This is a genomic window from Coleofasciculus chthonoplastes PCC 7420, assembly GCF_000155555.1.
Lineage (GTDB): Bacteria > Cyanobacteriota > Cyanobacteriia > Cyanobacteriales > Coleofasciculaceae > Coleofasciculus > Coleofasciculus chthonoplastes_A.
Map to the genome: position 1 here is coordinate 38,919 of NZ_DS989878.1, position 13,319 is coordinate 52,237.

Here is a 13,319-nt window from a genome sequence, read left to right on the forward strand (position 1 = left end):
GCGGCGGGATTAGGTAAAAGGGTAGCCTAATTTTCACCGCATCTGGCAAAATCAGGGAATAACTCAAATTAGAGCGATCGCGACCCATTTCCCGATACAATATCTGGGCATTGTCGCAGCAAAAGGTAGGCAGAATGGTACAGGCAACGATTGGTATTATTGGCGGTAGCGGACTTTACCAAATGGATGCCCTCAAAGATGTGCAAGAGGTGCAACTCGATACCCCCTTTGGCAAGCCGTCTGATGATTTAATTGTGGGTACTCTAGAAGGAACGACCGTTGCCTTTCTTGCCCGTCATGGTCGTAACCATCATCTCATGCCCACTGAATTACCCTTCCGCGCCAATATCCACGCGATGAAACAGTTGGGCGTTAAGTATCTGATTTCCGCCTCAGCCGTGGGTTCCCTCCAGGAAGAAGCCAAACCTTTAGATATGGTCATACCTAATCAATTTATTGACCGCACCAAAAATCGTGTATCTACCTTTTTCGGTGAGGGGATTGTGGTACATATTGGCTTTGCTGAACCCGTATGTCATCAACTCGCCGAGGTTTTAGCTGATGCGGTGGCTAGCTTACAGTTAACTGATGTCACCCTGCATCGCGGTGGCACATACATCTGTATGGAAGGACCTGCCTTTTCCACTCAAGCTGAATCCCATCTCTACCGGAGTTGGGGCGCAACGGTGGTTGGAATGACGAATTTACCTGAGGCAAAACTAGCGCGAGAAGCAGAAATCGCCTACGCCACCTTAGCCCTAGTCACCGATTATGATTGCTGGCATCCTGATCATGACAGCGTAACTGTAGAAATGGTGATTGGCAATTTACGGCGCAATGCGACGAATGCTCAACAGGTGATTCAAGAAACCGTGCGGCGTCTTGCCCAAAATCCACCCCCATCCGAGGCGCACTCAGCGTTAAAGTACGCGATTTTGACCCCACTCGACAAAGCGCCAGAGGCGACGAAGCAGAAGTTAAGCATTTTCTTGCAAAAATACCTTTGATGTCATTCGTCATACTCGCTTCCGGAAAAGAAGCTGCAATAACTTGTGCCAGACTGAGAAAGTTTGCGTAATACAACGTAATATTAACAAACGTAAACTTATACCCATATTTACGTTTCCCACTGTGTATGATGGTTCGTATGACCCAACTGTATTACAGCGGCATCAAAAGATTTTCTCAAATCGCCGTTGTTACAGAAAGCCTCTGTTAGCTACAGGTTCCGACCCTGGTTGAGAGATGGTTGACAGAGGTTGGGTAAACAGGGTGCATCTACTATTCATAACTCAGACGCTTATGTGTCCCTCGACTCTCTGATTCAAATATCTCATACAACACTATTTGTAATACAAAATAAAATTTTCGTAATACGTTGGCTGTAGTGAGAGCAATCTCCCAGAGGACAGTTTGAGCAAATCACTCACGATCCTGGGAGATTTAATTAATTTATAGGACAGGTATAAAAAAGTTACTTACACAAAAGCTGACGTTGCTAGCGTTTTAGGTTAGGGTTATGTATTAAGAGAGTCGTAAATTTCTGTAATCTCAACCGAGTCGTGGGAAGAAACCAAAGACAGGGTGTATGGAATAGCGGCTGAGGACTAACGCTCGAAAGTCGCTGCTTCTACCCAGAAGGAGAGAGAAAACATCTATGCGATATGTGAGTAATCTTTTGAGGGAACGTTGCTATCTCACCGAACTCAACGCCCAGATCAACCAAATTATTACTCAGGATGCTGCTGCTAATACAAATAGATTAAGTGATTGCAACTAGAAAGCAGAGTAGGGGTTCAAAGGAATTGGCAAACGATGCTCAAATTAACAACACCAAACGTTGGCAAAACCAAACGATGGTGTTATTCGAGTTGACTCAATCTCAGAGACTCAACGCCGGAGATTTGACCACCGTAATTTGCGACTTGACAAAAGCCGCCGCCGATGCCTTAGACGTTGAGCGAGTCAGCGTATGGTTGTACAACGATGCAGCTTCTCAGCTTAATTGTGTGGAACGGTATGAGAATGGTAAACACTATCATGGCTGGGACAAAACCCCAGGACAAAACCAGGGAAAAGATATCAGTCCACCTGTATTACCGAAGACGTGTTGTTGTCTTACCAGTCCCCTATTGCTGGGGCGATTAGATGTACCGATCTGGCAAAACGAACAGATGATCGGTATGATCAGCTACGAACAAAGCGTATCTAGTCCGAGGGAGTGGACGCCTCAAGACAAAACCTTTGCCAGCGCGATCGCGAATTTAATTGCCCTGCGACTGGAACAATGGCATCACCAACAGGCAATGCAGGAGTTGAATCAGGGAGAAAGCCGTTACCAATTACTGGTTGAGAAGTCTCCCGATCTGATTTCTCAACATCGGACAGATGGGGTCTATTTATATGCTTCACCCGCTTGTCGTACCCTCTTAGGATACGAATCTGATCAGTTGGTGGGACATTCCATTGACGAGTTGGTGCATCCTCAAGATGTCACCGCGATTAAACAGATCTACTCCAACCCCACGGATTGCCAACACCAGCAGCCGATTCGCTACCGCATCCGTCATCAAAGCGGCGATTATCGGTGGCTAGAAAGCACGATCAACCCTATATGCCATCCTCAAACCAATCAAGTAACCGAAATTGTCGTTGTATCGCGGGAGATTAGTCAACCCCAGCCCGCCCCAGAATCACGCCACAAAGCCACACCTCATGCCTTGAAGATGAACCCCTTAGCCGTGGCAAAACAGGCAAACCCATTTAAACCCTTGGGCTTAGGATCTCGCCTTTCCCGATTAACCCATCCCCCGGCGATGCCTACAACCCCCGCTCCACCCAGCCACAGCCGGATTTCTGCACTGGCGGCGGTGGTAGAAGATCGGCTGATGAGTGGCATGATGCTATTGGGAAATCAATCCCTTAACTCAGAATCTCGGCGTACCTTTAGCTGGGTTGCCAATGCCATTGCCGTTGCCATTGACCAATATTGGGCGCGTTCAGAACTACTCAGCCGTCGCGAATCTCTGCTTTTTGGGCTTGCCAATCAAATTCGCAACTCCCTAGAACTTCATACTATCCTGGAAACAGCAGTAGAATCGATTCGCACCCTACTCAAAATCGATCGCTGTCAATTTCTCTGGTATCGACTCAAAGTACAACCCCCCCATTGGGATGTAGTCAAAGAAGCCAGAACACCTGATTTACCAAGCTCTATCGGTCAACATTCAACCGAGCAAATTGCCCCCCTTGCCCAGCGGATTCTCAAGCGAGAAATTGTTCAGGTGGATGATGTGGAAACTTGTGATGACCCGATCCTAAAACAGTTTTTAACCCAACAAGGATATACCTCAATCTTGTCCCTACCGATTAAAACCCGGGCGGGAGACATTGGCGCGATTAGTTGTATTCACGGGACAGAACAACGTCCCTGGGATAATAGTGAGGTGGAACTATTGCAAGCGGTTGTCGCTCAACTAACGATCGCCCTCGATCAAGCCTCCCTCTACACCCAAGCCCGTGAAAGCGCTGAGATTGCCCAAGCCCAAACCCAAGAACTTGAACAAACCCTAAATCAGCTTCAAGCCACCCAAGCCAAACTGGTGCAGAGTGAAAAAATGTCCAGTTTAGGACAATTAGTGGCAGGTGTGGCACATGAACTGAATAATCCAGTTAATTTTATTCACAATAACTTAACCTACGCCAGTGCCTATTTTTATGACCTCTTGAATCTGGTACGCCTTTATCAAGAGCATTATCCCAATCCGGCGGCGGCTATTGCGGAGCAAGCGGAACTCATTGATGTGGACTTTATCGCTGATGACTTACCCAAACTGCTGCGTTCTATGCAACGGGGAACGGATCGGATTAGTTCCATTGTCCTCAGCTTACGCAACTTCTCCCGCCTGGATGAAGCCGAGATGAAACAGGCTGACTTAAATCAGGGAATTGAGAGTACCTTACTGATGTTGCAACATCGCCTCAAACCCAAAGGGAACCAGCCGGAGATTAAAGTGCTGACGGAGTATGGCGACTTGCCTGAGGCAGACTGTTATCCTGGACAACTTAACCAGGTGTTTCTGAACATTCTCAACAACGCGATCGATGTTTTGGAGCAGTCTTTTAAAGATAATCCCGATTATCCTGCACCGATTATTGCCATTCGCACGGGGGTATTGGAATGTTCCACGGATTCCTCTCACCAGCCAGACTCTCAGCTAGATATTCAGACAGAAGACAGGAAACAATCTGTAATGAATTGTCCCCGAATTGTGATTCAAATTGCCGATAATGGACTGGGAATGACAGATGAGGTAAAAGCACGGCTATTTGATCCCTTCTTTTCTACCAAAGCAGTAGGACAAGGTGTGGGTTTAGGATTGACAATTTGTTATCAAATTGTCGTCGAACATCATCATGGTGTTCTTCATTGCACCTCGACACCAGGTAAAGGGACTGAATTTTGGATCGAGATTCCTATCCAGCAAGTTACCAGTTCTTAGGATTCAGGTAGAGATGTGCCATGGCACTATGGCGAGCCGACTTATAGGAACATTTGATAATCGCTATTTAAGAGCCTGTCTGAGGTATAAAGATAATTGTGGTAGGCTTAAAAGCCAAACAATCAATTTGTGGCGTGGATGTGAGGAAGTGATTCCAGAATTCAATGAGAACGGCAATCTACCACCAGGAGTTCATTTTTGCGAATGGGAGGAGTTTCAGCAGAGATTTAGTACGACGTTGAGGAGACAGCGTATGATCGATGGTCTGGAACTGGCAATGACCCAATTAAAAGCCGCAGGTTGTCGAACTATTTATATTGATGGTAGTTTTATCACCAGTAAGCCCAACCCTGGTGATTTTGATGCAGCCTATTTAGATTTTTTTCAATTTGATACAAGAACGAATACGCGCAAAGGAATTCTGTCTATAGAGTTACAGAGGTGGACACCCTAATGATAAAAAATGATCAACAATATCAGCAATCCTTAGATTGGTTGCGGCGCTTTGAACAGTCTGTCGCCGAATTGGATAGTAATGATAACTTGAAAGCTGAACCAGTACGCTGGCAGCTTCATAGAGACTCCTATCAAAGTCAAGTTAACGAGTTAAAAGAAGAAATTGCTGAATATGAAAGACTGATTAATTGTGACAATAGCCAGCCGATTCAAATAAAAGTTGAGAGTTTGAATAAGCTGCCCGATGCTTTAATCAAAGCCAGAATAGCTGCCAAAATGAGCCAAGAAGAACTGGCTGATTTGCTGGGAATTGAGCAGCAACGAGTTAAACAATATGAGGACACCGATTATCAATGTGCCAGTTTTGTAGAAATCCTGGAAGTTAGCACCGCGTTGGGTGTGGAATTTGAGACGGCTGTGATGCAGGTAGATTTTGCGGAAATAGAAGCGGTTAAACAAAGTGTAGAAAAATGGCGAAATAAAAATATGAATATGGTAACTAAAACGTCATAAAGAATAATTGTGATACACTTAATAGCCAGACAATCGATTGGTGACACAGGTGTGAGGAAGTGATTCAGGTGTGAGGAAGTGATTCCAGAATTCGATGAGAATGGCAATCTACCACCAGGAGTTCATTTTTGCGAATGGGAGGAGTTTCAGCAGAGATTTAGTACAACCTTGAAGAGACAGAACATGATAGATGGTTTGGAACTGGCAATGACCCAATTAAAAGCCGCAGGTTGTCGAACTATTTATATTGATGGTAGTTTTGTCACCAGTAAACCAAACCCGGGTGATTTTGATGCCTGTTGGGAGCCGGAAGATATGGATTACGATTATCTCCGCAAAAATGCCCCTAGATTACTAAATTATTTAGATCGTAGCGCCCAGAAATCAACGTATAAAGGTGAACTTTTTCGTTCAGATCAACCCGTAGGAGATTACGGGTTAGCTTCTCTAGAATTTTTTCAGCGAGATAGACAGTTCAATTCCAAAGGGATTATTGCCATAGATTTATTGAGGTGGGAATCATGATTAAAAATGAAAAGCAGTATGAATACAGCCAAGAATGTGCCAAAAAATTTGAATATTCCATCAAGATGTTAGATCAAGATGAAGCACTCAAGAATAAAGATCCTGATGGTTGGCAGCTTTCTCGTGATGTGAAAAAATCGCATCTCAGGGCTTTACAAGCTGAAATTACTGAATATGAAAGGCTAATTAATTGCGACAAGAGCCAGCCGATTCAAATAAAAGTTGAGAGTTTAAACAAGCTGCCCGATGCTTTGATTCAAGCTAGGATAGCAGCAAAAATGAGCCAAGGCGAACTAGCTGATTTGTTAGGAATTGATCAGCAACGAGTTAAGCAGTATGAAGACACCGATTATCAATGTGCCAGTTTTGTAGAAATCCTGGAAGTTAGCACCGCGTTGGGTGTGGAATTTGAGACGGCTGTGATGCAGGTGGATTTTGAGGAAATAGAAGCGGTTAAACAAACTGTGGCAAAATGGCGAAAGAAAACAATGAATAGGGTAACTAAAATACCATAAATATTGGGGAATTGACCCATTCAGCAATTCTCTATTATTATACAATAGGTAGAGCAACTTGTCTTTGCCCAATTATTGCAGTATTTCTAAACTATAGCGCTACGCGCTGGCGTATTTACACATTAGAAATGGAAGCTTTAAGCTGTCATGCATTTAAATTGGGAATGGGTAGCGAGCAAGATGCAAAGCCTACGGCATGGCTTCGCTAAAGCCTGCGGCATGGCTTCGCTAAACGCACTACAAGGATTTCGCCATTATTGATATTAAGGTTTAAATGCCGAACAGCTTATCAGGAGTGCTTTAGAACATTTGTACTGTAACTACGCGAGAGGATACTGCCATAGAATTTTTGCCATAAATCTATTATATATAAAAATGAAAAATTTTCCTATTTTTTTCGGACAGTTTACTTTACGCCAACGTCATCAGCTTCCCGATCAAGCAGGCATTTATTTTGTCCTTGATGAACGCGAACAATTACTTTATATTGGTCAAGCTAAAAGCCTGCGCGATCGCTGGGCAGGAAAAACTCATCACCGATACAAGCAATTTGCCAGGAAAGGATTAGATAAAATCATTCTTAGATATATTCTGACTTCCGTTTCTGAACTGGATAAGTTAGAGCGAGAGTATATCGAGCAGCTTAAACCTCTACTGAATGATAGCAAAGTCAAGGAATATCTCCCCAAAACAAGTCCTCGGTTTTCGGAATTGCGACGCTTACTCAAACTCACAAGTCAGCCTCTCTTTCCTTCAGTGATGTCTACGTGCAGCGAGGGAAAGACAATCCCTAGAGACGCTTGGGACTTGTTTCGAGGTTTTGTTGCAGGTGTATATGAAGAACGCCAGCCTTCCATTCTAGTAGTGTGCAGACAGAATATGGGAAATATTTTGTTAAAAAGTTCATTACATCGAGCTAAAAAGCGCTTTTACATAGAGACAGACCCTAAGTCTGTACCAACTTGTTATTTTTTCGATGCGAGACAAACAATTTTTGTATTTGTCGAATTATTTAATGATAATTGGGCAGATCAAGTATTCAAAGAGGTTTATCCAAACTTAGTGGATTGCCAGATCGCTGGCGTTGTCCTTAAGAAACTCGTCAATTCTAATTTATTAATGCCTGCCTTAGAAAAAATAATAGTTAACGGGGACAATGCAGCGCAATCTTACCTTTTAAAGGTCTGTAAAAATTTACAACCTTTGCCCGCTGATTTCTATTTAAACAAGCATATAATTTGGTGAAATTTATCTCGGTGGCTTGTTTTGAGACTTGATCATAGATAAAGACACCCTCTTGTTTGAGCCGATCATACGCCTTCAGCGCTTCGTGCAACGTTACCCCGGCACCAATCACCGTCACTTGGTCGCGATCGCTACTGCGGATAACTTTACTTCCACCAATGGGAAATTCTTCCTCTTTTTCATAGATAACAGGCGTTTTCATTCGCGTTGTCCGCAGGTACACAATCCCATCCCGGTCAACCATTTGACTCACCAGTTGAGCGGTTTGGTTACCATCACAGGGATACAGCACTGTACTACTCCAAACAGCTCGCATAGATGCCAAGTCTTCTAATGCCATTTGCGAGGGTCCATCTTGACCAATGGAGATTCCGGCGTGAGACCCCGATAACTTGATATTGGCACGAGAAATAGCTGCCATTCGCACGAAGTCATAAGCGCGACTCAGGAATGCACCAAAGCTAGAGACAAACGGCTTATAATGCCGTGCTTGCAATCCCATCGCTGCACCCACCATCTGCTGTTCAGCAATGAACATTTCAAAAAAGCGATCGCTATGGGTTTTGGCAAAGAATTTGGCGCGGGTGGAATTACTGACTTCCCCGTCAAGCGCAACCACATCTGATCGCGATGCGCCGATGGCGGCTAATGCCTTACCGTAGGCTGTACGGGTGGCAACTTTCTCGCCTTCATCGTAGCTGGGAAGTTCTAACGGTTGCGTCTCGCCAATTGTAGCGGGTTCTCCCGCGTCCTCCGGTTTCTGGACGGAAATCTGAATATTGCGTTGACCGCCTAATTCTTCAATTGCTGCTTTTGCCTTCTCCTCGTCCAAATTCTTACCATGCCAGCCACTCTGATTTTCTACCACAGAGGCACCCTTTCCTTTCACGGTACGGGCGATAATTACCACAGGTTGGTTATGGATGGACAGTGCTTCACCTGAAGTAACGCAATTGCAAGGGTTTCAGCCCCATTTAAAGAGCCAACGTGCCAAATTGGGATGCTCCCTTTTAACCTCATTATCGTTAAGGGGAAATCAATTAATTTTGTTGACTCCCCCTTATTTTTTGTTAACCCTGAATAAAGGATAAGGTGGTGGGTTACGGCGGAGTGATCATTAAATGATTTGTTTTCTAAATTGAACACCGCCTAACCCACCCTACAGGTTAAGGTTTATCTATCTATATTGACAGGAGTGTACCTTTGACAAAGGTGGAATGCATCAGAATCAGTCTTGGTGTGAACACGATTGTCGCTTCTGGTTAAGCTAATGCATCCTTGCTGTAACAGGTGATTCAGATTTAAATTCCACAAGCTAACTGTTCCATCCGGATTCGCTAATGCTAATTGTTCACCATCCAGGGAAAAGCTAACCTTGGCGACTGGATTTTTATGACTCGGTAAGGCTTTGAGTAATGTACCATTTTGATGCCAGAGTCTGACGCGGTTATCGGTACTTGTTGTGGCTAGCATTTGGTTATCCGCACTAAAGCTAAAGCTGGTGACTGGTTTGGTATGTTGTAAGATATTCAACAATGTGCCATTTTTACGCCAGAGTCTTACTGTACCCTCTGTACTGCTAGAGGCAATGAGTTGACTATTGGGACTAAATTGGATATCGATAATAGCATCGTTGGTTGTATTAAAGGTGTGGAGTAACGTACCATCTCGACACCGCCACAGTGCGATCGCGCCCTCTTGATCCACCGCTGCTAGTTTATCACCGTTGGCGGAAAAACGGACATGGGAAACATGGGGACGAGTTAACGTTTGCGATAATTTATCCTCCAGATATTGCCACAGTTGAATCTCCTGATCGGTACTAATGGCAATTTGTTGACGGTTGGGATTAAAACTGATGCTGGTTATCTTATCAGCATCAACGTTTACAGTTCCCTGTCGTTGACCCTTTTGATCCCAAACTTGAATTATACCATCAGCGCTAGCACTGGCGAGGGTTTGGCTATCAGAACTAAAGCTGAGATTAATGATGCGATCGCCTGCTTCCTGTAAAATATAAACTCGGTTAGATTTATCGGGATCACTCCGATGATGCCACAGCTTTACCGTACCATCCTTATAGGCAACAGCCAACATCTGACTATCCGGACTAAACTGAAACTGAGTCACTGGGGAAGAATGTCCGGGTAAGGTATTCGGCTGACTGAAACTTGAAATCGCTTGATTGAATGCCATAATCACCCGCATTTTGGTATCCGCCGTCACGCCAAGGGACTGTTTAAGTTCTTTGGTGGCGCGAATACTTTCGATGAGTGCATCTCGCGTTTGATTGGTGGCTAAAAGGGATTCGGATAATAAACTCAGGGTATTGATTTTAATATTCCGTTCTTCAATCGATGGTTTAACCCAAAATACACCCATCAATAGGGTTATAATCACCGCCGCCGCCCCCGTGAGATATTGAAATCTCAACTGCTGTTCCCGATTTAATTTCGCTTGGATTAATTTTCGCTGCTGTTGTTCTTTCGTCAATTCTTCCAGTAATTCTTTTTCGCGACGCAGTTGCTGAATTTCCGCTTGATTTTGGCTTTCGATTTGCCGCAACTGTGCCAGGGTTGCTTCTTGAGACGCAGCCAGGAAATGATAATCGCGATCGCTTAAACTTTTTCCTGTCGCCCAATCTTGAGCATCCTGTAAAGCTTGTCCGCGCAATAATCGGGATTCATCTTGACAATCTGAGGCAAACCAAGCGGTTAACGCTTCACTGTAGGGGCGTAATTCAGCTAGGGAATTTTCTACCCAATTGGGTGTAAAAATAGACTGATAAATTCGGTTTTTTACTCGTAGTTTTCCCCCTTGACGAACTACTAATCCACTCAAGCATAATTGAGCTTGTTCCGGGCTATCATCAGCAATCAATTCTCCTTGGTGTAAAATTCGCTGATAAAGTCCCAATAATCGACCCGCTAATTGCTCATTTTTGAGAATGCGATCGCGGATAGTCCGGATATGAGCAGGTTCATCTTGAGATTCCCAGTTTTTCAGGAGTTGGGATAGGACAATTTGCCCAATTAAGGGTGAATTTAAATTTGCGCTTGAATCATTAATAGTCGAGTAATGCACCCCGACTAGGCTTGAATGTTGCACCACTACCTTACAAAGTTTTTGGGTGAGAAAAGGTTGTCCACTTGTCCAGTCTAAAATCTCTTGCAAGACAGTTTCAGAATGATTAACATTTCCCGCTAATCCCTGAAGCAACGGTTGGCAATCTTGGAATTGAAACCCCTGCAATTCTATCGCCCGACCAATATTAAAGGGGGTGCGGGTGGGGTCACTAATTAAATCTGATGGCGTAGCGACTCCGACTAAGGCAAATGTAAGCCGCTTATATTCACTATTTTGGGCGCGTTTATTATAGCAGGCGCGAATCAAGGCAAAAAAGTCATCGGCAGATTCGTTTAAGCTGAGAATGCTATCAATTTCATCGATAAAAATAACAATAGGTTGAGATAACTCTTTCAGCAGTACCGTGGAAACAAGTTCACTCAATCGCTGTACTGGAGACATCCAATCTCGCTCTTGCCACCAGTCCATAAATTCCAGAGGATTGAATAGATTAAAGCTATTCAATAACTGATAGGCTACACCACCATACCACTGTTCCAGAGATTGACTACCAATATCAGATAAATCAATCGCAGCACAGGCAAATCCTTCGGCAGAAAGCTTTTGCATCGTGCGAACCAGTAAACTAGATTTACCCATTTGTCGGGAATTAAGGACATAACAAAATTCTCCGCTTTTAAGCCCTTCATAGAGTTCCGTGTCCGCTTGTCGGATAATGTAAGTGGGGGCATCTTCGGGAAGACTACCACCGATTTGATAGGGGTAATCGTGCATAATTTATTAGGTTTTTGGCTATGGGGATAAGGCGAGACATTTAAGTTGAATAGCACGGCAATAAGCATTAGGCAATCACCGAAACATTTGAGCTACCGTAGTGGCGTGGCACACCTTAGTTGGTGGATTATCATTGGTTCGTAGTGAGGGAATTTCAGCCCTCTCCAGATAGGTTTGCGCGAGAACTAAAGTTCTCACTACAAACAAAGTCCTATTTTAGTTGATTTTTTCATTAATTATTGTAGAGCCACTTCAATGGTTTATTTTAAATCCAGCCAATCCAATATGGTTTGAAGTAACCAGGCACTATCTATGTTGTCTAAATTGCCACTAATTCTACAGAGACAATGGGTTGAAATGATGCCAATTTCGTAACTGAAATCTCCATGAATCAAATAAACATTGCCAATGTCTGTAATTTTGGTTTGTTGTTGAATAGGATTGGACAACCATTTTTTACGATTGATTTCTAGTTTGTTACAAGTGCGATCAAATAAAACATAAGTGGTTTGGAGCTGGGCGCGAAACCAATTCAGGGATAGATTGATTGACACACCTAACAAAACCACGTTAAAAGCGGTAAACAAGATCGCTTGAAATGATGGCATTATAATCAACGTCGGCAATGACCCAATGAAGCAAAGTAAAATAAATAAATTAAACAAAATTAACCATACATAAACAAACTTAATCTTCTGGATTATTTCAACAAAAGTAGGGGACAGTAGAGTAATTTCTAAACGGTCTCTAGTCGTTTTAACTTTAATTAGCTGACCTGAAGGTTTAGATAGTTTCTCGCAAACCAGACGTGGGGGAGGATTAGACGGTGGAATCTGCCTATCTCTAAGTGCTTCTCTAGCTTCTTGAGCCGTGCTAAAGCGCCTCTCTAAGGAAAGTTCGGTCATCTGTTCAATCCAACTGATCAACTGGGAATTAAGACTAAGGCGTGAAGTCAAGCTATCCCGAAGGAAATCGCGAAATTGAATTTGTCCTTCTTTTTGCGGTAAATTAGCAGGCGCTATACCCGTTAACAAGTGAATTAAAGTTGCGCCCAAAGCATATAAATCTGACGCCGCCACCGCCCGCCCCCAAAACTGTTCTAAGGGTGTATAACCACTCGTTCCCACCACCGTAAATGTAACCCCAGTAACAGCCGCTTGAGCTTGAACTGTCCCAAAATCCACCAGATGAACCCACTTTTTTTTTACCAAAACTAGATTACTGGGGTTAATATCTCGATGCAATACAGGCGGACTTAATTCATGTAAATAGACGAGAATATTTAGAACTTCACGGGCAATCCGGCGAACCTGTTTCTCGGTAAAATTTTTATTATTATCTAATAGGGTTTGCAAAGAAATTCCTGGAATGTAATCTTGAACTAATCCAAACCACGGCAAAGTTAACCCTGAGTCTTTATCCAATGAAAAATAATCCCGATAGTGAGGAATGCGAGGATGATTCAAGGCTTGCAAAACTTGGGCTTCGCGTTCAAACAGTTTAAGTTCTTCCCACTGCATTTCTGGGCTAAAAGCTAGCAATTTAACAACAACTTTCTTCTTGGACTGTAAATCTGTGGCTAACCAAGTCTGTCGCCCTGCTGCTGTGCATCCTAATCTTTGATGGAGCTGGTATCGTTCTTTTAAGCATTGATTTGGACTGAACATAATCATTTATTGTTGAATAAGCATTCGGCTATCAT

Annotated in this window: 9 protein-coding genes and 1 pseudogene; 7 read left to right on the forward strand and 3 right to left on the reverse strand. The window is 43.6% G+C overall.

The window, feature by feature from the left end; translation table 11 throughout:
* Positions 1 to 134: 134 nt before the first annotated feature.
* From MC7420_RS33100 to MC7420_RS33130, 7 genes are all read left to right on the forward strand, one after another.
* Positions 135 to 1,007 (forward strand): S-methyl-5'-thioadenosine phosphorylase, encoded by an 873-nt coding sequence (locus tag MC7420_RS33100; protein ID WP_006106169.1) that lies wholly within the window; start codon positions 135 to 137, stop codon positions 1,005 to 1,007.
* Positions 1,008 to 1,766: 759 nt separating this feature from the next.
* A complete protein-coding gene (locus MC7420_RS35975; protein ID WP_157453433.1) occupies positions 1,767 to 4,502 on the forward strand; it encodes a GAF domain-containing protein in 2,736 nt (911 codons plus the stop codon).
* Positions 4,503 to 4,650: 148 nt separating this feature from the next.
* Entirely contained in the window at positions 4,651 to 4,956 is a 306-nt protein-coding gene (locus tag MC7420_RS33110) for a DUF6932 family protein (protein ID WP_044211125.1), read from the forward strand.
* The gene (locus MC7420_RS33115) at positions 4,956 to 5,471 is read left to right on the forward strand and encodes a helix-turn-helix transcriptional regulator (protein ID WP_006106203.1); all 516 of its coding nucleotides are present in this window, start codon (positions 4,956 to 4,958) and stop codon (positions 5,469 to 5,471) included. Before MC7420_RS33110 ends, MC7420_RS33115 begins: the two co-directional genes overlap by 1 nt.
* A gap of 78 nt (positions 5,472 to 5,549) precedes the next feature.
* Positions 5,550 to 5,996 (forward strand): DUF6932 family protein, encoded by a 447-nt coding sequence (locus tag MC7420_RS33120; protein ID WP_044211104.1) that lies wholly within the window; start codon positions 5,550 to 5,552, stop codon positions 5,994 to 5,996.
* The gene (locus MC7420_RS33125) at positions 5,993 to 6,511 is read left to right on the forward strand and encodes a helix-turn-helix domain-containing protein (RefSeq protein WP_006106167.1); all 519 of its coding nucleotides are present in this window, start codon (positions 5,993 to 5,995) and stop codon (positions 6,509 to 6,511) included. Before MC7420_RS33120 ends, MC7420_RS33125 begins: the two co-directional genes overlap by 4 nt.
* A gap of 375 nt (positions 6,512 to 6,886) precedes the next feature.
* A complete protein-coding gene (locus MC7420_RS33130; RefSeq protein ID WP_044211106.1) occupies positions 6,887 to 7,756 on the forward strand; it encodes a GIY-YIG nuclease family protein in 870 nt (289 codons plus the stop codon).
* Between the two features lie 37 nt (positions 7,757 to 7,793).
* Here the strand turns inward: MC7420_RS33130 and MC7420_RS33135 are convergent.
* The 3 genes and pseudogenes from MC7420_RS33135 to MC7420_RS33145 all read right to left on the reverse strand — a co-directional run.
* Positions 7,794 to 8,684: pseudogene (locus MC7420_RS33135) on the reverse strand (transketolase); the annotation flags it as partial.
* A 245-nt stretch (positions 8,685 to 8,929) separates the two neighbouring features.
* Positions 8,930 to 11,617 carry an AAA-like domain-containing protein gene (locus MC7420_RS33140; RefSeq protein WP_006106189.1) on the reverse strand — a complete coding sequence of 896 codons (2,688 nt, stop codon included), beginning with the start codon at positions 11,615 to 11,617 and terminating at the stop codon, positions 8,930 to 8,932.
* A gap of 260 nt (positions 11,618 to 11,877) precedes the next feature.
* Positions 11,878 to 13,284 (reverse strand): serine/threonine protein kinase, encoded by a 1,407-nt coding sequence (locus MC7420_RS33145; protein ID WP_006106219.1) that lies wholly within the window; start codon positions 13,282 to 13,284, stop codon positions 11,878 to 11,880.
* Positions 13,285 to 13,319 lie beyond the last annotated feature (35 nt).

Bases quoted from the DNA above. Each gene is read 5' to 3' on its own strand.
- MC7420_RS33125 (WP_006106167.1), top strand. From the start codon at position 5,993: ATGATTAAAAATGAAAAGCAGTATGAATACAGCCAAGAATGTGCCAAA.
- MC7420_RS33115 (WP_006106203.1), top strand. From the start codon at position 4,956: ATGATAAAAAATGATCAACAATATCAGCAATCCTTAGATTGGTTGCGG.
- MC7420_RS33100 (WP_006106169.1), top strand. From the start codon at position 135: ATGGTACAGGCAACGATTGGTATTATTGGCGGTAGCGGACTTTACCAA.
- MC7420_RS33145 (WP_006106219.1), bottom strand. From the start codon at position 13,284: ATGTTCAGTCCAAATCAATGCTTAAAAGAACGATACCAGCTCCATCAA.
- MC7420_RS33140 (WP_006106189.1), bottom strand. From the start codon at position 11,617: ATGCACGATTACCCCTATCAAATCGGTGGTAGTCTTCCCGAAGATGCC.
- MC7420_RS33130 (WP_044211106.1), top strand. From the start codon at position 6,887: ATGAAAAATTTTCCTATTTTTTTCGGACAGTTTACTTTACGCCAACGT.